Raw genomic sequence first — 19727 nt, 5'->3', positions numbered from 1 at the left:
GGACTCCGTGTCCAAAAAGCCCATGGACATAACACCCTTGCACTAGAAGAGCGCCTCCCCTAGCGTTCCCTCCGGCGGTTCCAAACCGATGTGCCGCCACGCCGCGGCAGTTGCCACACGACCGCGGCCTGTGCGGGCAATCATGCCAGCACGAACAAGGTAAGGCTCGCACACTTCCTCCACGGTGGAGGGCTCCTCACCCACTGCCACAGCGAGGGTATTTACACCGACTGGGCCACCACCGTGGCCCTTGATCAAGGCTTCCAAGACGGCCCGGTCGAGGCGATCTAGCCCCATTTCATCGACGTCGAAGACAGCAAGGGCGCCTTGGGCGGCCGCTAGATCAATGTGTCCATCACCGTTTACCTCAGCGAAGTCACGGACTCGTCGCAGCAAGCGGTTGGCAATACGCGGGGTTCCTCGTGAACGAGAACCAATCTCAACCGCCGCGTCTTGGTCAATCTCCACATCAAGAATGGTGGCGGCACGGGTAATGACCTTGGTCAAATCTGCGGTGTCGTAGTACTCCATCTGGGCCGTAAAACCGAAGCGGTCACGCAACGGTCCCGTGAGCATGCCGGCGCGAGTAGTGGCACCAACGAGAGTAAATGGCGGAATCTCCAAAGGAATCGAAGTGGCACCCGGACCTTTACCCACGATGACGTCAATACGGAAGTCCTCCATCGCCATATAGAGCATCTCCTCCGCAGGGCGGGCGATGCGGTGGATCTCGTCGATGAAGAGGACGTCGCCTTCCATCAGGTTCGACAGCATCGCTGCGAGGTCGCCTGCGCGTTCCAACGCTGGACCCGATGTCATACGCAGTGATGTGCCAAGTTCTTGGGCAATGATCATCGCCATGGTGGTCTTACCCAGGCCGGGTGGGCCCGAAAGCAGCACGTGGTCTGGAGTGACGCCGCGATTCTTAGCACCATTGAGCACCAAGGACAGCTGCTCGCGCACCTTAGGTTGGCCGATGAACTCGTCGATGGACTTAGGGCGCAAGGAGCGCTCGATATCGTGTTCACCTTGCTGCTTTGTGGCATCGACGTCAGCATTGCGCGCCGCGGACATGCTGGAGGTAGTGCTTTGCCCAGCTACCAGGCCGTCCGGTAACTGAAACTCAGTGCTTTCTACGTCTGACATGTCTTTATACCCTTTGTTTAGATTGTTGCGCGCTGACTCTGACAGCGGAGACTATTTCTTACGTCCCAATTGTGCCAGTGCACCACGAAGGACAACCGCCGTTTCTGCGCCTGGCTCCTCCGCCACGATGCCCTCCACGACTGGACGGGCGGCTTTGTCGGTGAAACCGAGCCCAACGAGTGCCTCCACCACTTGGTCGACCACCGGCCCATGGGCCACCGCCGCGGACGCTTCCTGCCCTGGCTGGGCCTGCGGCGCAAAGGCGCTGACCTTATCCCTCAGCTCGAGTGCGAGGCGCTCTGCCATGCGCTTGCCAACGCCCGGAATAGTTTGCAGTGTCTTCGCATCGCCGGAGGAAATGGCCTGAGCTAGCTGGCTTGCCCCCATAACAGATAGCGCCGCCAGCGCCAGCTTGGGTCCGAGCCCAGAGACGGTCTGCAGGACCTGGAACATCTCGCGGTCCTCATCGTTGCTAAAGCCGTAAAGGGTCATGGAATCTTCCTTGACCACCATCGAGGTCAGCACAGTTGCTTCATCGCCCCGGTGCAAAGTGCCGAGGGTCACTGGCGTAGCAAGAAACTTGTAACCAACGCCGGCGCATTCGATGACGGCATGATCAAGGCTGATGGACAACACTGTTCCGCGTAGTGATGCAATCACAGCGTCAGCTCCTTTTCTTTATTCTTTCTGCTAGTTCCTAGCTCTGTAGTTTTTCTATCGAGATTTTGCATGTGGCATAACGCTCCGTATGCCAGCGCGGCTATGCGCTACTGGCTGGTCGCGGCTTCTTTGCCCGGCCTTTCACGCCACTCGTCTTCGGCCATGTGCCTGTGTTCTGCCCTATTCGAGCCAAGGCTGGGGCACGCCAGCAGTGACAAACTGCTAGAGCCAAGGCATCTGCGGCATCCGCCGGCTTGGGCGGTTCGCCCAAACCAAGGATGCGCGTAATCATCGCTGTCATTTGCTTCTTGTCTGCCCGGCCGTTGCCAGAGATTGCCTTCTTCACCTCTGACGGGGTGTACATATGCACCGGAATGTCGCGCTCAGCGGCAGCTAGGACCACCACGCCAACGACGTGCGCGGTTTGCATCACCGTGGATACTTCACCACGTTCGAAGACTCGCTCGATAGCAACCACATCCGGCTTGTAGTCCTCCATCCACTCTTTGACAGCTATGGAAAGACGCAAAAGACGTTCAGTCAGCTCCTTATCGCTGGGGGTACGGGCAACACCGACCGCCACAGGTATCACCGAGCGACCACGCCCTGCTTGCACCACAGAAAGACCGCAACGGGTAAGACCAGGGTCTATCCCCATAACGCGCAGGCCTTCCAGATTCACAGCCGACCCCCTCCTAGTCTGAACAATCTCTTTGCGCCTAGACGGGCGCAACAGCGAAAAGATTTAAAGCGAATTCACAGTCCAGTCAATCATACACATGTTCTAAGAATGTGCAGGGGCAGGGCGCCGCGATAACAAACGCAAACGCGCCCGAGCAGTGCAATCATGCGCGGGCGCGTTTTAAACCTTGTTTAAACCTTGTCTAGTGAGAATCTGCGCGTGTAGATCCCACAGCAAGCAGTTTAGTCCTGCTCGAGTTCTGCCAAGACAGCCTCAGAAAGGTTCATGTTGGTGTAGACGTTCTGCACGTCATCAGAATCTTCGAGGGCGTCGATCAGGCGGAAGATCTTGCGGGCATCGTTTGTCTCGAGCGGAACCTCGACGGAAGCACGGAAGTCGGTGTCATTATCGTCGACCTCGATACCAGCTTCGGTGAGGGCTTCCTTCACTGCCGGAATATCACCAGGTGCGCAAACTACCTCGAACTTCTCGCCGAGGTCATTGACCTCTTCAGCGCCTGCTTCCAGAACTGCCATCAGGACGTCATCCTCGGTCAGCTCGCCCTTGTTGACCAAGACAAGGCCGGTGCGGGAGAACATGTAGGCCACGGAGCCAGACTCGCCCAGGTTGCCGCCGTTCTTGGACATTGCGGTGCGAACATCGGTGGCTGCACGGTTGCGGTTATCGGTAAGGCACTCGATGAGCATTGCCACACCGTTCGGGCCATAGCCCTCGTACATGATGGTCTCCCAGTCAGCACCGCCGGCCTCTTCGCCGGAGCCGCGCTTGCGGGCGCGCTCGATGTTATCGTTCGGCACGGAGGCCTTCTTGGCCTTCTTGATCATGTCATCGAGAGTCGGGTTAGCAGCCGGATCGCCACCACCGGTGCGGGCCGCGACCTCGATGTTCTTAATCAGCTTGGCAAATTCCTTGCCGCGCTTGGCATCGTTAGCAGCCTTCTTGTGCTTGGTAGTAGCCCATTTGGAGTGTCCGGACATTTCATCCCTTTCATTGTGGCTCTATGAAACTGCCTGCAATTATACGGACGGCCGTAGAGCAGTTGAAAACAGCCCCCACCGTTTTCCGGCGTTTGAGTAAGTGTTTTCTAGACGTTTTGCCAATTGCCGTTGTGCGAGCCTATCTGCATGCCCTCGCGCACGGTTCGGGTAAGCCCTTCCTGGACCACCACGGCAACCAAGTCCCCGCCCTGGTTAAAGATCTTTCCGGTGGCCAGACCGGTCGCATTTTGCGCGGATGGTGATTCCTGCACATACAGCAACCACTCATTAACGCGCACTGGACGCAGGAACCAGATCGAGTGATCCAGGCTGGCAAGCTGTACTTGCTCGCCTTGATGTGGCAGCAGCGAAGCACGGATTAAGGTCATGTCAGACATATAGGCAAGTGCCGCACGGTGGGCATCCTGGCTGCTTTCTGAAGCCGCAAATTCTGGCGCGGTGTTACGGAACCACACGTAGCGGAACCCAGCGCCTGTGGCTTCTGCAAGTTCAGGGTCACGGCTTTCCTGCGGGACCAAACGGATATCCCAGTCTTCCCACTCGCGCAGGATGATGCGGGTGGAATAAGGAGCACCACCGCCGGCGGCTGCAGCCTCCTCCGGGCCCATAACCTCCGGCATGGCGTCCTGGTGCTCAGGACCAAAGTCATCGGCGATGTGGAAACCCGCGTTGAGCATGAAAATCAGGCGATCGTCTTGGAAGAGGCGCACCTGACGGGTAGCAAAAGAGCGGCCGTCCCGCACGCGTTCTACCTCAGCACGCGCAGGCGCGGCGGCATCACCCGGGCCCACGAAGTAGCCATGCAAGGAATGCACGAGCTTTCCTTCAACGGTGTGCTGGGCTGCAGCGAGCGCCTGGGCTACCACCTGCCCGCCAAAGGTGCGCGCAATCTGGGACGGAACCATGGGCACGGAAAAGACATCACCCTGAGCCTTTTCGTTCAGCGGCGCTAAATCGATAACCTCGCACACCTTAGCCATTACCTACGCGGGACTCCTCTCTTTGCTCAACGCGCAACATTAACGTGCGTTCTTCACATGCAACCTTCACATGCAACCCTGCCAACTTTACCTGTGCGCCGGGCTAGCGCGTAGGATATGCCGCATGACATTTCTACGCCCTGCTGGCTTGCACCGCGTCGTTGCCTACCTAGAGATGTTCACGTGGGCATTTCTTATTTTCTCTATGGTTTTGAAGTACTCCGGCGTGACGGAGGCTTTAACTCCTATCGCGGGCGGTATCCACGGCTTTGGTTTCCTCTGCTTCATCGTCGTGGGCGTCATGGTGTGGATCAACAACAAGTGGTCCTTTGGCCTGGGCATGTTGGGGCTAATCGTTTCGGTCATACCTTTTGCCGCGCTCCCGTTTGCGCTATGGGCGGACAAGCACGATAAGTTCCTGCCGCATTGGCGCTTTAGCGATTCTGAGCAGCCACATGGTCTTGCCGAGCAGCTTTTGGCCCAGGTAGTGCGCTTCCCAGTGCGCACTCTGAGCGTGTTCGTCGTAGTCATTGCGCTGGTCTTTGGCGTTCTGTTGATGCTCGGGCCACCCGTCGATGTCGAATCCACTATCGAGTCGAACATCTAATAGCATCACTTAGGTGAAAATTTTTTGTTCCGTTCCAGCAGTATGGACTGGCTGGATTTGTTTCCGGCTTATCCTCATCGGACTACTGCAATGGAACAACGTCCCGCTAGGAGATATCTCCTATTACTTCTCCGGGCGTTTTGGGGCGAACTCCTCGGATATGACCGAGTACCCGCACCCTGGCACGTGGCCTTCGATTCTCGTCGGCTGGTTGAGTGGCCCGAATCAGACCAGCTTTACCGTTATTTTTACAGGGCTGTGCCTGCTTGTCGACGCCGCTTTCCTCATGGTCTTGCTTCAGGGCTGGCGCCGCAAGCCGCAGGCGTTCGTCGCCGCATGGTTTTGGGTTGTCTTTGGAACCGCAGTGGGTCAGGTCTTTGTCTGGCGCCTCGATATTTTCCCGGCTCTGGCAGTTGCTGCCGCAGGAGTGCTTCTTGGCCGCAACTCGCGGCTTGCGGCGGCGCTGCTTGGCCTTGCCACCACGATGAAGCTGTGGCCGGGCGTGCTCGCCGCAGGCCTGGTTGGCCGCTTCAATGCCCGTGCGACTTGGCAGCGCCTTAGCGCGTTCGTCGCTTCCATCGTGGGCATTTGTCTGCTCGTCATCGCCTTCAATGACGTCGAGCGCCTTATCTCCCCGCTGCGCTACCAAGAGGTGCGCGGACTGCAGGTGGAATCGATCCCTGCAACGCTTCCAGTATTTGCCTCGCATCTTTTCCCGGACACTTGGTCCATCGGCTACGCTGCCTCCAAGAGTTATGAAATCACCGGCCCTTGGGTTAGCGAACTCTTAGTTCTTAGCAACGTTTTGACCTTGGCGATGCTGTTTTTCGCCCTCGGCTTCGCACTCATGCACTTCCGCAACGGCAACTGGGGTGCACGCAGCACGCTGGCCTTTTTCATCACGATGATCTGCCTGCTATTTATCAGCAACAAGGTCTTTTCCACCCAGTACATCACCTGGCTCGGCCCAATCTTGGCGGTAGCGCTCAAGGATGCCTGGCCGCATGCCTCATCAGTTGCGCATCAACATATCGACGAAAAAGTAGGCACAGTGCTGCGCAACCTCGCACTGTGCACGCTTGCTGCGGCGGCACTGGGCACACTGGTCTACCCGTTCAACTATGACGCGTTGCTCTACGCGGGCCGCGGCGGCCTCTTCCCTGCCTTCTTGTTGCTGGCGCGCAACGTGCTCATCCTCGTGATGACAGGCCTTGCTTTCTCTTGGCTGCGCTTGGAGCTCAAGCGCGAAAATACTAGCTCTACCAAGCAAGCAGCTCAGTAGCAGGAACTACTCAGTAATCCGTAGCTGGCTGATCTCGAAGAACTCCGGCAGCGGTGCCGTACCTCCCAGGCGGAAGATGCGCACAAGGGGGCGTAGGCGTAGCGACCGGGTATCGCTGACCGCTTCGTTGTAGAAGCGATGAGCAAGGTGGATGCGCCCCTCGGCGTCGGCAAGCAATGCGGGACGCTCAGCAAAGCGCTCGTTGACCGCGATAGACAGCGCCCGCTCGTGGGCCGAACGCGTCTCAAAATGGCCCTGGGCAAGCTCGCTCGACTCCGCGCGGGAGGCAACCTCCTCCAGCTCCGGCGCTAGCGCTGCCACGACGGCGGCGCGGCGGGCAAGGGTGGCCTCCAGCTGCACCAAAGCCGCATCCGTGCGGATGTGCAGCGAGTTCAGCCGCTGCGCGGTGAAATAGGCCCACATCAAGATGAGCACGAGCGCGACGATCGCGATAACCAGTTCTACTGCCATAGTCTTTTCCTGCTCTTAAATCCGATGTAGATAAAGGGCGGCAACGCCCGCTGCTACTTGGTGCGGACCTTAGTTCCGTCCTGCACGGTCTCATAAACCTGCATCACGGCAGCGGCCACGTGGTCCCAATCGTAGGTGCGAGCGCGCTGGGTACCGGCTTCAATTAAAGCATTGCGCTTGTCTTCGTCCTGCAGCACAAGGTTGAGCACCCGCGCCATATCACGGGCATCCTCGTTGCGGAACAACGCACCGGCGGGGGTCTCAGAATCTGCGTCGCAAACGGCCGCAAACGCCTCGAGGTCGGAAGCTACCACCGCGCAGCCTGCGGCCATGGCCTCTACCAGGACGATGCCGAAGCTTTCGCCGCCGGTGTTAGGAGCGACATAGACATCAGCGCGGCCGAGGATCTCCGCCTTTTCCACATCGCTCACGCGGCCAACGAAGTCCACGCCCTCGACCTCACGCGGGCGGCCGCCGCCCATGACGGTGACCTTGACGTCCGTCTCCACCATCGTGAGGGCTTCCAGCAGGATATCCAGGCCCTTGCGTGGCTCGTCGAGACGCCCCAAGAATACAATCTCGGGCACCTTCTGCCCGGATTGGCCTGGCTGCCCTTCTTGGTCACGATCCGCCGCGACACGCTTGCGGGCCGCCGCGTACACGGAGGTATCCACGCCATTCGGAATAAGAACTGGGTCGCCGCCTAGCTGTTCTACCTGCCAGCGGCGGGCCATCTCTGAGACGGCAATGCCGCCGCGCACCTTCTCCAGCATTGGCGTGAGGAAAGGCTTGGCCAGCTTCAGCACGAGCGAGCTAGAAGCTGAGGCGTGGTAGGTCGCGACGATAGGACCTTTGGCTTGTGCCAGCGCCACCATGGAGTAGCTCGGCGAGTTCGGCTCGTGGATGTGCAGCACGTCGAAGTTGCCGCGTTCAATGAACTTCTTGACGTTGCGCTTTACCTGCGGGCCTACAGACAAGCGGGCCACGGAGCCGTTGTAGGTAATCGGAATCGCGCGCCCGCCCTTCATGACAAAGCTTGGCAGCTGTGTCTCCGGCGCTGCCGGGCCAAGGACCTCCACGTGGTGGCCTTGCTCGATAAAGACGGTGGCCAAATCCAGGATGTGGGCTTGCACGCCGCCTGGCTCGTCAAAGGAATACGGACATACGATTCCGATACGCACTACTGCCTACTCCCTTACTTTTTACCGTTATCTTCGAGCTTTTCTTGGGACGTACGCTTGTCCTTGGCTGCGCGGCGGGCGGCGCGATCGGCCGCGCGGCGTTTGATGTCTACATTCCACTGCGGCTGCAGCATATGCCAATCCGCCGGGTGGGCCTTGATGTTCGCGGCGAAGCCATCGGCCAGGCGTTGGGTGGTCTCCTGCACATTGGTGACTTCCACCTGCGGGCTGACGGTAAGGCCCCAGCCTTCATCCTCGAACCAGGAGTGGACCACGTGCAATGCCGCCCCGGTTTCCATGGCCAAACGGGCCGGGCCGGCAGCCATGTTGGCTTCCTCGCCCATGAAGTCGACCGTGACGCCAGTGCGAGTGAGGTCGCGCTCGGCCAACAGGCAGACCACACCACCTGCTTCCAAGACTTCCTTGAGTCGGCCAAAAGGTGAGGTCTTCTCTCCTGTCAGAGCGATAACCTCAAAGCCTAGGGACTCGCGGAAGTCCACGAAGGCGTCGAAAAGCACCTCCGGCTTGAGCCTTTCTGCAACCGTTGTGAATTGGCCATAGTGGCCCACCAGAAACACCCCGGCCATGTCCCAGTTACCAGTGTGTGGAAGCGCGAGGATGACGCCTTTGCCGCGGGCCACGGAGTCGTCGAAGTTCTCTAAGCCCTGCAAACCCGAAAGCAGCTTGGCGTGCAGATCCGGGTCCTGATGGATCGACGGCAGGCAGAATGCCTCCCGCCAGTAGCGCATATAGGAACGCATAGAATTGCGCACCAACTCGCGCGTGACGTTTTCTGGGCCCACCACGCGCGCTAAGTTTTGGCGCAATTGCTCCATGCCTCGGCCATCATCGCTGGCGCGGTCTGCACCCCAGTCAAAAAGGCGCTTGGCCCACTTCTCCGGCAACAAACGCACCAGCCGCCAACCGGCTAAATAGCCGGCGGCAGCCAGTTGTTCGCGGTCTAGTCCAGGAACAAGGGCCATGGGCGTTAATCCTTAAAGATCTGGGGTGAAGCGGGCCTTCGTGTCCTGGCGGGCGGCCTGGACCATGCGCTGAATGATGGTAAAAATGGAACCGAATACAAGGATCCACAGGGCGATCTCGATGGCGCCGGGAACGCCCAGGCCCTCCAAGCCGATGCCGCCGAGGCCGATGATGAGGCGCTCTGGGCGCTCGATCAGACCGCCGACCATCTTGAAGCCAGAAGCCTCGCCGCGGGCCTTGATATAGGAAATGACCTGCGAAGAAACCAGCACGATGAGGCAGGCCACCACGTGGATGGGGCGAGCGTTATCGACGTAGACCAGCCAGTACAAGATGGCAGCAAACAGGGCGCCGTCGGTGATGCGATCACAGGAGGCGTCGAGAGTCGCGCCAAACTTGGACCCGCCCGTGGTCATGCGCGCCATCGTGCCGTCAAGCATGTCGAAGGCCGCAAAGAGACCAGAGAGCACCGCTGCCGCGAACAGGTGATCCAGAGGAATGCAGACGACTGCGATAGCAATGGTGACAAGAGTGCCGACGATGGTGACCATGTTGGGGGTCAGCCCCATCTTCAGAAACAGCTTTGCCACGGGTTCCACGACGACTGCCGCTGGCTTTCGCCCGTGAACGCTAAGCATGCGAATCCTCCTCATCGATCTCCCGCCAGCCTTGGGCCAAAAGGGCGCGAGTCTCTTGTAATAACTGAGGCAACACTTTAGTGCCCTCCAAGACAGTCATAAAGTTGCTGTCACCGGCCCACCGGGGAACCACATGCAAATGTAAGTGATCTCCCACGGAACCGCCAGACGCCTTGCCCAGGTTGAAGCCCACGTTGATTGCTTCCGGCTTGGACACGCGCTTTAAAACACGTACCGCCTTTTGGGCGAAGGCCATCAGCTCGTGGGATTCCTCTAGAGTCAAGTTCTCCAGCTGGGATTCCTTGCGATAAGGCACCACCATTAAATGTCCCGAGTTATAGGGAAAAAGGTTCAGCAAAGCGTAGACATACTCGCCGCGGGCAATAATCAGCCCGTCCTCATCGCTGCCCTTGGGAGCCTCAACGAAGGGGTCCTTCGAACGCTTCGAGATATACGCCATTCGGTAGGGAGCCCACAGCCGCTCAAGGCGGTCTGGTTCCCCTGCCCCGGAATCGACGTATTGCTCGTTAGCGTCGTGCACTGATCAACTCTTCGTTCGGCTGTTCGTTGATGCGCTCAGCAACCCATGCGGCGATGAGCTCGATAGCCTCATCCACCGGCACGCCGTTGACCTGCGAACCGTCCAGGAAGCGGAAGGAGACGGCGTTGGCGTCGACGTCGCGCTCGCCGGCGAGCAGCATGAAAGGCACCTTGCCGGTGGTGTGGTTGCGGATCTTCTTCTGCATGCGGTCGTCAGAGGTATCCACATCGGCACGGATGCCGCGCTTGCGCAGCTTCGCAGCGATGGCCTCGAGGTGCGGCGAGAACTCGTCTGCGACCGGGATGCCCACGACCTGGTGTGGGGCCAGCCAAGCTGGGAAAGCACCGGCGTAGTGCTCGAGAAGCACGCCAAAGAAACGCTCGATGGAGCCGAACAGCGCGCGGTGAATCATGATCGGACGCTGCTTGGTGCCGTCGGACGCGGTGTACTCCAGCTCGAAGCGCTCCGGCAGGTTGAAGTCCAGCTGAACCGTGGACATCTGCCAGGTACGACCGATGGCATCGCGTGCCTGAACGGAAATCTTCGGGCCGTAGAAAGCTGCACCAGCTGGGTCCGGAACCAGCTCGAGGCCGGACTTTTCAGCAACGGACTGCAGGATGGAAGTAGAGCGCTCCCAAATCTCATCGGAGCCCACGTACTTGTTCGGATCCTTAGTGGACAGCTCCAGATAGAAGTCATCCAAGCCATAATCCTTGAGCAAGGAGATGATGAAGTCCAAGACCTTGGTCAGCTCATCTTCCAGCTGCTCCGGGGTGCAGTAGATGTGGGAGTCATCCTGGGTAAAGCCGCGCGCACGCGTGAGACCGTGGATAACGCCGGACTTCTCGTAGCGGTAGACCGTACCGAATTCAAAAAGGCGCAGCGGAAGCTCGCGGTAGGAACGGCCACGGGATGCGAAGATGAGGTTGTGCATCGGGCAGTTCATCGGCTTCGCATAGTAATCCTGCGGTTGCTTGGTGCAGTTGCCGTCCTCGTCGTACTCACCATCGAGCTGCATCGGCGGGAACATACCGTCGGCGTAGAAGTCCAGGTGGCCGGACTTCTTGAACAGGTCGCCCTTGGTCAGGTGCGGGGTGGAAACAAAGGAGTAGCCGTCCTGGATGTGGCGACGACGGGAGTGTTCTTCCATCTCCATGCGCACAACGGCGCCGTTGGGGTGGAAGACCGGGAAGCCGGAGCCAATCTCGTCCGGGAAGGAGAAAAGGTCAAGCTCCTGGCCCAGACGGCGGTGATCGCGCTTCTCAGCCTCAGCGATCATGTGCTGGTAGGCCTCGAGGGCCTCCTTGGACTCGAAAGCCGTGCCGTAGATGCGCTGCAAGCCAGCCTTTGACTGGTCACCGCGCCAGTAAGCAGCCGAAGAACGGGTCAGAGTGAAAGCCGGGATGTACTTGGTGGTTGGCAGGTGCGGGCCACGGCACAGGTCGAACCATTCGACCTCGCCGGTACGCGGGTTGATGTTGTCGTAGTGCGTGAGATCGCCTGCGCCCACCTCTGCTGCTTCATCAGAATCTGGGTCGACGTTGCCCTTGTCCTGAATGAGTTCGAGCTTGAAGGGCTCGTCGGCAAGTGCGGCCTCTGCCTCTTCGTTGGAAGAGTAAACGCGACGCTCGAAGCGCTGGCCAGTTTTAATGATCTTCTTCATGCGCTTCTCGATGGCCTTCAGCGCTTCAGGGGTGAAGGGCTCATCGGTCTGGAAGTCGAAGTAGAAGCCGTTCTCGATGGCCGGACCGATGCCCAACTTGGTGCCAGGGAACTCGGCCTGCACAGCCTGTGCCATCACGTGTGCGGTGGAGTGGCGGATGACGGCGCGGCCGTCCTCCTCGCTAGCCGCGACAGGAGTGAACTCTGCGTCGACTGCCGGGGTGTGCGAAAGGTCGTAGAGCACTCCATCGGTGCCGCGAACGACGACGACTGCCTCGGGCCCCTTGTTGGGGAGCTCAAGCTCTCGCATCGCTGCGCCTACTGCAGTGCCAGCAGGCACCTTAAAAGGCTCATAGTTCACTGGTACAGCTGGAATCATTTCCGCCATGACTAGTTGCGCTCCTTATGCGCTCACGCTTCGATCGACATACCTGGCCGACCAAAGCTAATTCAAGAGTTACAGCGTGAAATTCTACCCTGCCTAGGTCTCAAGCAACGATTCGCCCCAGTACGACCCGCCTGAGGTTCCGGCAGGTACGTAATACATGGCGGAGCCGATGTGTGTAATCCATGTATTGAGCTGATCCTGCTCATCAAGGCGGGCCTGGATGGGCTCGAATTGCTTGGTTGGATCCTTCTGGAAGCAGATGAAAATCTGGCCGGCGTTGCTTAACTCGCCCGGGTTATCTGGCGATGGTGCCAAGTTGAAGTTGAAAGGTCGGCGCAGAATCTTCTGCTCTGGGTGGTCTTTTGGCGGATGGGCGCGGGCGACGTGCGAGGACGGATCGATGGCTTTCAATCCAAAGGAGTCGCGGGCTTCAAGGTCTACTGGGTCGAATTCATCCGTTCCGTGCATTGGCGCACCGGTGTCGAGCTTGCGACCAGTGGATGCCTCACGCGCGGCACGATCGAGTTCTTCCCAGGTGTCAAGGTTCATGTGGATGCGACGGACCACCATGGCGGTTCCGCCGGCGAAACGACCTTCGTCGATCCAGACTTGGTCCATGAATTCCTCGTGCGTATGAGGATTCACCGTGCCGTCTTTCTGACCGAAGAGATTGCGGGCAGTCTCCCCTTTCGCAACCGAACCATTGGCGTGGCCAAAGCCCTGCTGTACCCAAGCTGTTTCCGCATAGCTCGAGCTAGCTCGAGTCATGTGCCGCATTACGAATGCGGTGGTTAAGGGGTCATCACTGCAAATCTGCAGAACCACGTCGGTTTGGCCCCACTCCGGACGGAGCTTGTCGCGGCTGTATTTGCGAACATCGCCCAGCCATTCAGGCTTCTCGGCCCCTGTCTTGGCGAAGAATCCCTCACCCCAGCCACACGTGATGGTGAGGCTGGCCGGTGTCTGAGTCAGCTCGGTTTCGAGACTGCCGACTGGATTTTCAGCCGTACACAGGCGGCGTGCGTCCTCAGTCCACAAACGCATGAGCGCCTTAGCTCCTCGTGCGGTGGTCTTCGTTTTGAGGTTGAAACCCACTAAGGCTACATGCGCCTGAGGCGGGGTCTCAATGCCTGCTTGGTGCTCACCGTCGAAGGCCACGATGTCATCGCCCATGATGGGGGCGGCGTCGGGCGCGGCGTCTTGTCCTGACGACTCGCTGCCCTCCGCGCAGCCCGCCACTACCAGCGCGCTCGCCGCTACAGCGCCACCCACAAGAAGTCCGCGGCGACTGAGCGCAAGCGCCACATCACCCGATTGCGGTGGCAAGGAGGCTGGGCTGCCTGCCGTCTCGCTGGGGGTGAAGGATGCGGTGATTGGGGTAGATTCTGCAGACATCGTGATGTTTCCTCCTAAAACGGTATGCCTCGACGGTGGACCTTCTAGCGATGCTCTTAGTGAGCGTGCTTTGCTTCGCTAGTGTTAGCCGCCTCGCTCATGTGATCGCCGTGCATGTGCTCACCACTCATCCCAGAACCGTGATCATGGCCGTGCTCGTGACCGGACATGTCACCGTAGTTCTCATCACCAGCGCCAATTTCTCGAACCGGCAGCTCCCCTAGCTCAACCTTGGAGCCGTCAGAAAGCAACAGAGTGACCTCAACCTTCTCGCCGGCCATGACTGGTTCTTTAACGCCCATGAGCATCAGGTGCTCACCACCTGGCTTCAACTCAGCAGACTCACCAGCTGCAATCTTGAGGCCGCCGCTCTTTTCCCGCATGACGCCATCTACGACCTCATGGATCTGGTACATGTCAGCCTCAATCGAGGAAGTAAAACCGGTTACGGTGATGTCCTTATCAGAACCGTTGTGGATGCTGCCGAAGATAGCCGTCATGTCAGAATCCTCAGCCATGGCGCGAACGACGCCGTCATGGATATGAATGTCGCCAGCTTCCGCGTGCTTAGATTCAGCACCAGAAGTCGCAGAGGAGGACGCAGCCGAGGTTGCCGCCATAGACTCTTGCGAGGAGGAAGCGGTGGAATCTTGCTCACTGTTCGAGCAACCAGCCAAAGCCAAAGCACTTACGGCAACGGCAGACAAAACAAACTTGCGGGTTTTCATTAATAAAATCCTTCTACATCTAGGAGTTGAGATCGTTGCTACGGCGCATCTTCGCACCTGCCATGATGACGGCCGCTACCACGGCAAAGAGCGCTACTGCGGCGAGAGCCCACTTTGCAGCGGGTGGCAGACCACTTGGGTCTGCGGCATCAGCTGCATCGGCGGCAGACGAGGATTCAGCTACCTCGTTGCTACCTGCCTCACCAGCCACAGTGAAAGGTACTGAGCCGCGAGTAGCGTGACCATCAGAAGAAGTTATTTGGAAACCAACCTGGTACTCGCCCGGCCCTGGTTTAACGTCTTCGGGCACCTCGACCGTGAGTTCACGGTCATTGAGGGACGGCTCGGCGTCGAAAAGCACAGCTCCGGTTTTAGTGTTGGTAACGGCAAAGGTATTGAAACCTTCTTTAGGTACCCCTGAGAATTCCAAAGTGATTTCCTGTGGAAACTCCTCAAGAGGAGCATCGCTCACGACGTTGCCGCCGATGACCGAGTCATGCGCGAGCGCACTCGGAGCGGTCAGAGCCACCATCGATGCCGCAGCACTTGCAGCAAAAATACGGGCTGAACGGCGAAAATGCATGAAAGCCTCCTCTTAAGGCGGGGTGCGAACTATCGATCACATGCTATAGCCGCCGCACTCGCAGTAGTTAATTTCGCGCTTTAGTCAATGGGCGAGAGCAAAGCCTCGGTTGTGGAGGCCGTGGCTCTTTTCACCAAGTAAACCGCGCAGCAAAATTATTCAGCTTTAGCGACAGCTGCATAGTAGTCGCAGGCTTCCTCGGTTAAGTTCCCCCAACTATTGAAAATGTGTCCCATCACACGATCCGCAGCCTATATTCCGCTTATAAGGGCTTAGGACTAAGGACTAAGTAACAGACACTAGGAGAGATCAAAAAGTAGCCTTCCTGCGCAATGCATGGAAGGCTTCCAGTGGAGCGGATGACGAGACTCGAACTCGCGACCCTCACCTTGGCAAGGTGATGCGCTACCAACTGCGCTACATCCGCAAATCTGTAGCTTATTTAGGGCCTACAGAAACCCGGTGCGCGATACTGGGATTGAACCAGTGACCTCTTCCGTGTCAGGGAAGCGCTCTCCCGCTGAGCTAATCGCGCTCAACGCGCATAAACGCGTCAAGAAATTGAGGTGGAAACGGGAATCGAACCCGTGTGCACGGTTTTGCAGACCGTTGCCTCACCACTCGGCCATTCCACCGTGGCGATACCGCCTCACACACTAATGTGTTGGAGCGGATGACGAGACTCGAACTCGCGACCCTCACCTTGGCAAGGTGATGCGCTACCAACTGCGCTACATCCGCATTTGGGATCCTTATCGGACCCCACTAGGTGCTTTAAACACCTAGTGCGCGATACTGGGATTGAACCAGTGACCTCTTCCGTGTCAGGGAAGCGCTCTCCCGCTGAGCTAATCGCGCTTATATTTCATTATCAACACGCTACTTGAACTAAGCCAAGAACGTCTTGGAGCGGATGACGAGACTCGAACTCGCGACCCTCACCTTGGCAAGGTGATGCGCTACCAACTGCGCTACATCCGCACTGCATTCCGGAAACCGTCTTAACAACTGTTTGCCGTGGTGCGAGTAGAAACATTATCGCGCCCCGCGCGAGTTTCCAAATCCGCTGGATAATTACCTATTTTCCCACAGATTCTAGGCCGCTTTTCGATGCCGCGAATTACATGAAGGTAATTCACCCCTGCACTGTCCAACCCGACGCTTATCGAGGATGCCCGACTGAAACTGCAGGTGGCAGCCACTACCTCCAGGCGATTATGGTTTACGGCCAAACAAGGTGTAAATTCATCCTCACATCAAGGTCCTATAGCTCAGTGGGAGAGCGTTCCGTTCACACCGGAAAGGTCGCTGGTTCAATCCCAGCTAGGACCACCATTTCTCAGCCGGCGCCTTGCATAAAGGCGCCGGCTTTTGCGCCTCAGTCCCCCCAAAAAAGCCGACCTTGAGGTCCCTCCCTCCGCTAGGCTGAGCCCATGCACACCGATATTGACGTTTCCGCGCACCTTGGGCCCGACACCCCAGGCATTCGACTCATCGAGGTATCTACCCTGTCTGGTTCCGCGACAATTGATGGGACCTCCGATGCAATGGGAAACGCCACCGACGCCGCACTCTTCCAAGGGCTGCGCAAATGGGGCGACGTAGTTGTTGTGGGGGCGGGCACCGTCAAGGCCGAGGATTACGAGGGGTCGTCGCCTGGCGCGGCACGCATTGCAGTGATGAGCTATTCCCTGGACCTTAACGTTGAATCAAAGCTTTTCCAGGTGGGCACTCCTCCCCTTATTTTGACCCCCGATGAGAACGTGGGAACTGCGGCGGCGCAAAGGCTCGAATCGGCAGGCGCAACGGTTCTTGGTACCGGTGATGGCTCAATCCAATCTGTGGTTGCCGCACTTCATGCACAAGGCTGGACGCGCATTGTCTGCGAAGGCGGCCCGGGCGTCTACTCCGCCTTCATTGCCGCAGGATTAGTAGACAAGCTCTATCTCACACTAGATCCGCACCTGACATCCTCTGTAGCGCAGCCTCTGGTTTATGCGCGCGACGAGGAAACTGCGCAGGCCCCTGCACTTTCGCTTGAGCTTGAGAACGTCGCGGCGGACGCGGACGGCACGGTGTTTCTGCGCTATGCCCATCGCGGCTGCCCGTAAACTGCATGACGTGAGTTCTCAGAGTCCTGCCACTATCGACGCCGCCGCTTTGCCGCCCCACGCGCGTTCAGGGCACATCTTGACGATCGCCGCGTGGCCGCTGGCTCTGCTGTTAATAGTGCACCGGGTCTTCGTCGTGGCCCTCAACGGAACGCCGACAGATGACTTCACCACGGTGTTTAATGCCGTCCGGCGTTTCCTTGATGGCCAGCCTGTCTACGACCAGGCATACAATCACGTTGACCCGCTCTACCTGTACAATCCCGGTGCTACGCTACTGCTTTCCCCTCTGGGCATGGCCGATTTCTCGCTTGCCCGTGGGGCTTTCATTTGCGCCAACGCTCTGGCGATTTGCGCGGCGCTTGCGATTCTCACGACTGTAGTTGGGTACTCGCTCCGCGGCCCTGTGTTTCCAGTCGCCCTCGTCGCCGCATTCGCGACTGAAGCCGTAATCAACACCCTGGCTTTTACCAATATCAATGGCCTGCTTTTGTTGGCGTTGAGCGTGTTCCTCTGGGGTATCTTGCAATCGCGGCGCGGTCCACGAGTTGCAGCGGGCATAGCTATTGGCTTGGCCATCCTTATCAAGCCGCAATTTGCGCCATTACTGTTCTTGCCGCTGGTCAAGAAGGACTGGATCAACATCGCTGGCGGCGTCGCTGTGCCCGTGCTTTTCAATGCCATCGCTTGGCCACTTGTCCCAGGCGCCAGTGGCTACCTTGATAACCTCGTGCCCTACCTCGGAACCACCCGTGACTACGCCAATGCCTCGTGGCCTGGCGTACAGGCATACTTTGGCCTGTCTCCTACTGCGTATTACCCTTTGTGGATCGCGCTTGGAGTGTGCACGGCTCTGAGTATCTTGGGACTGCTTAAGTGGAGGGAGTCGGAGCCGGTATTCTGGGCCCTTACGACCTCGGGCGCCATCATGGTGGGCATTTTCTTTCTGTCTTCTTTGGGTCAGCAGTACTACTCAATGTGGCTATTTCCCATGCTGTTTACGGTCCTCCTCCCCCGCTCTGTGTTCCATACTTGGGGCGCTTGGGCTGCTGCGTTCTTCTTCTTGGCGCCTGTGGAATGGAGCTCAACACACTGGCCAGTCGCAGGCAGCTGGATGACCGTGTTCACCGCAACCATTGGTTGGGGGCTTCTCATCGTGGTGACCGCAGCTTCGACTAGCGGTTGGTGGCGTGAGCCAAAGGTTAAGCGCTAAACTTTTGTCATGACTGATTTCAAGCTCATTGCCGATACCGAATGGCGCAATCGACTCACCGACGAGGAATACTACGTGCTTCGTCAAGCAGGCACTGAGGCGCCGCATGTAGGCGAATACACCAATACCACCACCGAGGGCGTGTACTCATGCAAGGCCTGCGGCACGGAGCTTTTCCGCTCGACGGAGAAGTTTGAGTCGCACTGCGGCTGGCCTTCCTTCTTCTCCCCTCTCGCGGGCGACAAGATCATTGAACGCGTCGATAACTCCCTGGGCATGACCCGCACCGAGGTCCTGTGCGCCAATTGCGAGTCCCACCTAGGCCACGTCTTCGCCGGCGAGGGCTATGACACCCCAACCGACCTGCGCTACTGCATCAACTCGATATGCCTCACCCTTGAGGAGAAGCCAATCGGCGAATAGCGCACTGCAAGGTTGCGCCCACCAATCACAACCACAAAATCCGCTTTCTTCCCCCGATACTGTCCGGGAAGAAAGCGGATTTTTCTCAGCTTAGAGTGTGGCTCTCGCGGTCAACGCCTTAAGGAAGAACCGCGATGAGCTCAGCAACATCCTTGACACGGCGGCCGGTATGGAAAGGAATCTCCTCACGCACGTAGTGGCGAGCCTCGGTGTAGCGCATCAGGTACATCAGGTCCACGATGCGGTGCAGCTCTGGCGCCTCGAAGGCGAGGATCCACTCGTAGTCACCCAGCGCGAAGGAAGGAACCGTGTTAGCGCGAACGTCAGGGTAGTCGCGTGCCTGCATGCCATGCTCCATCAGAATGCGGCGACGCTTTTCCTCATCCATGGTGTACCAATCGTAGGAACGCACGAATGGGTAGACCGCGATCCAATCACCAGGTTCCTCACCCATGATGAAGGAAGGCAGGTGGGACTTGTTGAACTCCGCTGGGCGGTGCAGTGCATTACCTACCCAAGTGACCTCAGAGACCTGGCCCAGGGTGGTCTCACGACGGAAGTCAGCAAATGCCTTCTGGATGTCTGCGAATTCCTCCGCGTGCCACCAAATCATAAAGTCTGCAGAGTCACGCATGCCGGAGAGATCGTAGATACCTCGGACGGTGAGCTTGCCCTCTTCCTCGAGATTCTTGAAGAACTCCTGCGCTTGGGTAACAATCTCCGCGCGCTCCGTGCCCAGCGCACCCGGGATTACCTTGAATACCGCATGCTGGGAGTACTGCTGCATAGAGTTGAGCTCTTGGAAATTAACCTTCGCCATGGTGGACATTCTCCTTTGAAAATGGATGCGATTCGCGCTCTCTTTATGGGGCGAGACCCCAAAGAGAACTAGATACCCATCCATCATAAGTTGGATAAAGCCCTATTTCCATCTTTCCCTCAGTTAGTAGCTGAAACATAGCCAACTTCCCTGCAAAAATTGCCTGCCAGCCCATCCCGCTACGGCGCGCCTTCGCCCTCTACCGGCTGGAAA

At 58.3% G+C, this 19727-nt stretch carries 20 protein-coding genes and 7 tRNA genes; 6 read left to right on the top strand and 21 right to left on the bottom strand.

The features are described from left to right. Positions 1–42 precede the first annotated feature (42 nt). From ruvB to HMPREF3153_RS02620, 5 genes are all read right to left on the bottom strand, one after another. On the bottom strand, positions 43–1146 hold the full coding sequence (gene ruvB, locus HMPREF3153_RS02640) for a Holliday junction branch migration DNA helicase RuvB (RefSeq protein ID WP_070419933.1): 1104 nt from the start codon (positions 1144–1146) through the stop codon (positions 43–45). Between the two features lie 51 nt (positions 1147–1197). Further along, the gene (gene ruvA / locus HMPREF3153_RS02635; RefSeq protein ID WP_070419932.1) at positions 1198–1806 is read right to left on the bottom strand and encodes a Holliday junction branch migration protein RuvA; all 609 of its coding nucleotides are present in this window, start codon (positions 1804–1806) and stop codon (positions 1198–1200) included. A 100-nt stretch (positions 1807–1906) separates the two neighbouring features. Continuing rightward, a complete protein-coding gene (gene ruvC / locus HMPREF3153_RS02630; protein ID WP_046645375.1) occupies positions 1907–2488 on the bottom strand; it encodes a crossover junction endodeoxyribonuclease RuvC in 582 nt (193 codons plus the stop codon). Positions 2489–2730: 242 nt separating this feature from the next. Further along, positions 2731–3486, bottom strand: coding sequence for a YebC/PmpR family DNA-binding transcriptional regulator (locus HMPREF3153_RS02625; RefSeq protein ID WP_070419931.1), 756 nt, complete (start codon positions 3484–3486; stop codon positions 2731–2733). A 107-nt stretch (positions 3487–3593) separates the two neighbouring features. After that, complete coding sequence (locus tag HMPREF3153_RS02620; RefSeq protein WP_049146490.1) at positions 3594–4487, bottom strand: acyl-CoA thioesterase; 894 nt, start codon at positions 4485–4487, stop codon at positions 3594–3596. Between the two features lie 124 nt (positions 4488–4611). Here HMPREF3153_RS02620 and HMPREF3153_RS02615 point away from each other — a divergent pair, with 124 nt between their 5' ends. Next, positions 4612–5094, top strand: coding sequence for a DUF3817 domain-containing protein (locus HMPREF3153_RS02615; RefSeq protein WP_049063936.1), 483 nt, complete (start codon positions 4612–4614; stop codon positions 5092–5094). A 13-nt stretch (positions 5095–5107) separates the two neighbouring features. Further along, the gene (locus HMPREF3153_RS02610; protein ID WP_049063934.1) at positions 5108–6376 is read left to right on the top strand and encodes a DUF2029 domain-containing protein; all 1269 of its coding nucleotides are present in this window, start codon (positions 5108–5110) and stop codon (positions 6374–6376) included. Positions 6377–6382: 6 nt separating this feature from the next. Here HMPREF3153_RS02610 and HMPREF3153_RS02605 read toward each other — a convergent pair whose 3' ends face one another. The 15 genes from HMPREF3153_RS02605 to HMPREF3153_RS02535 form a co-directional block, all read right to left on the bottom strand. After that, a complete protein-coding gene (locus HMPREF3153_RS02605; protein WP_049063933.1) occupies positions 6383–6847 on the bottom strand; it encodes a hypothetical protein in 465 nt (154 codons plus the stop codon). A gap of 53 nt (positions 6848–6900) precedes the next feature. Further along, the gene (locus tag HMPREF3153_RS02600) at positions 6901–8028 is read right to left on the bottom strand and encodes a glycosyltransferase family 4 protein (protein ID WP_049063932.1); all 1128 of its coding nucleotides are present in this window, start codon (positions 8026–8028) and stop codon (positions 6901–6903) included. Between the two features lie 14 nt (positions 8029–8042). Further along, positions 8043–9011, bottom strand: coding sequence for a phosphatidylinositol mannoside acyltransferase (locus tag HMPREF3153_RS02595; protein ID WP_046645368.1), 969 nt, complete (start codon positions 9009–9011; stop codon positions 8043–8045). A 12-nt stretch (positions 9012–9023) separates the two neighbouring features. Further along, positions 9024–9650: a phosphatidylinositol phosphate synthase gene (gene pgsA, locus HMPREF3153_RS02590; protein ID WP_005529197.1), complete on the bottom strand. Its 627-nt coding sequence runs from the start codon at positions 9648–9650 to the stop codon at positions 9024–9026. Next, the gene (locus tag HMPREF3153_RS02585) at positions 9643–10191 is read right to left on the bottom strand and encodes an HIT family protein (RefSeq protein ID WP_005529196.1); all 549 of its coding nucleotides are present in this window, start codon (positions 10189–10191) and stop codon (positions 9643–9645) included. Before HMPREF3153_RS02585 ends, pgsA begins: the two co-directional genes overlap by 8 nt. Continuing rightward, a complete protein-coding gene (gene thrS, locus HMPREF3153_RS02580; RefSeq protein WP_005529194.1) occupies positions 10178–12241 on the bottom strand; it encodes a threonine--tRNA ligase in 2064 nt (687 codons plus the stop codon). Before thrS ends, HMPREF3153_RS02585 begins: the two co-directional genes overlap by 14 nt. A 93-nt stretch (positions 12242–12334) precedes the next feature. Next, entirely contained in the window at positions 12335–13636 is a 1302-nt protein-coding gene (locus tag HMPREF3153_RS02575) for a Dyp-type peroxidase (protein ID WP_371440893.1), read from the bottom strand. Positions 13637–13692: 56 nt separating this feature from the next. After that, positions 13693–14364, bottom strand: a complete 672-nt coding sequence (locus tag HMPREF3153_RS02570) for a copper chaperone PCu(A)C (RefSeq protein WP_005529190.1) — start codon at positions 14362–14364, stop codon at positions 13693–13695. Positions 14365–14383: 19 nt separating this feature from the next. Further along, positions 14384–14947, bottom strand: a complete 564-nt coding sequence (locus HMPREF3153_RS02565; protein ID WP_049158845.1) for a copper resistance CopC family protein — start codon at positions 14945–14947, stop codon at positions 14384–14386. Between the two features lie 351 nt (positions 14948–15298). Beyond that, positions 15299–15374, bottom strand: a tRNA-Gly gene (locus HMPREF3153_RS02560). 36 nt (positions 15375–15410) lie between these two features. Then, positions 15411–15482: transfer RNA gene (locus HMPREF3153_RS02555), tRNA-Val, on the bottom strand. 29 nt (positions 15483–15511) lie between these two features. Then, positions 15512–15582, bottom strand: a tRNA-Cys gene (locus HMPREF3153_RS02550). 30 nt (positions 15583–15612) lie between these two features. After that, positions 15613–15688, bottom strand: a tRNA-Gly gene (locus HMPREF3153_RS02545). 45 nt (positions 15689–15733) lie between these two features. Beyond that, a tRNA-Val gene (locus HMPREF3153_RS02540) sits at positions 15734–15805 on the bottom strand. 47 nt (positions 15806–15852) lie between these two features. Then, a tRNA-Gly gene (locus HMPREF3153_RS02535) sits at positions 15853–15928 on the bottom strand. Between the two features lie 279 nt (positions 15929–16207). Here HMPREF3153_RS02535 and HMPREF3153_RS02530 point away from each other — a divergent pair. The 4 genes from HMPREF3153_RS02530 (at position 16208) to msrB (ending at position 18694) form a co-directional block, all read left to right on the top strand. After that, positions 16208–16282, top strand: a tRNA-Val gene (locus HMPREF3153_RS02530). Positions 16283–16380: 98 nt separating this feature from the next. After that, the gene (locus tag HMPREF3153_RS02525; RefSeq protein ID WP_049064416.1) at positions 16381–17058 is read left to right on the top strand and encodes a dihydrofolate reductase family protein; all 678 of its coding nucleotides are present in this window, start codon (positions 16381–16383) and stop codon (positions 17056–17058) included. Between the two features lie 10 nt (positions 17059–17068). Further along, positions 17069–18271, top strand: coding sequence for a glycosyltransferase family 87 protein (locus HMPREF3153_RS02520; protein ID WP_239662622.1), 1203 nt, complete (start codon positions 17069–17071; stop codon positions 18269–18271). Positions 18272–18280: 9 nt separating this feature from the next. Next, positions 18281–18694, top strand: a complete 414-nt coding sequence (gene msrB, locus HMPREF3153_RS02515) for a peptide-methionine (R)-S-oxide reductase MsrB (RefSeq protein WP_046645365.1) — start codon at positions 18281–18283, stop codon at positions 18692–18694. A 118-nt stretch (positions 18695–18812) separates the two neighbouring features. On the opposite strand, the gene hemQ is transcribed toward msrB, so the two are convergent. Then, the gene (gene hemQ / locus HMPREF3153_RS02510; protein ID WP_046645424.1) at positions 18813–19514 is read right to left on the bottom strand and encodes a hydrogen peroxide-dependent heme synthase; all 702 of its coding nucleotides are present in this window, start codon (positions 19512–19514) and stop codon (positions 18813–18815) included. Positions 19515–19727 lie beyond the last annotated feature (213 nt).

It is taken from the genome of Corynebacterium sp. HMSC06C06, from assembly GCF_001807295.1.
Taxonomy (GTDB): domain Bacteria; phylum Actinomycetota; class Actinomycetes; order Mycobacteriales; family Mycobacteriaceae; genus Corynebacterium; species Corynebacterium striatum.
Note: the sequence above shows the minus strand (reverse complement) of the source record. Positions and strands in the feature narration are given on the sequence as shown.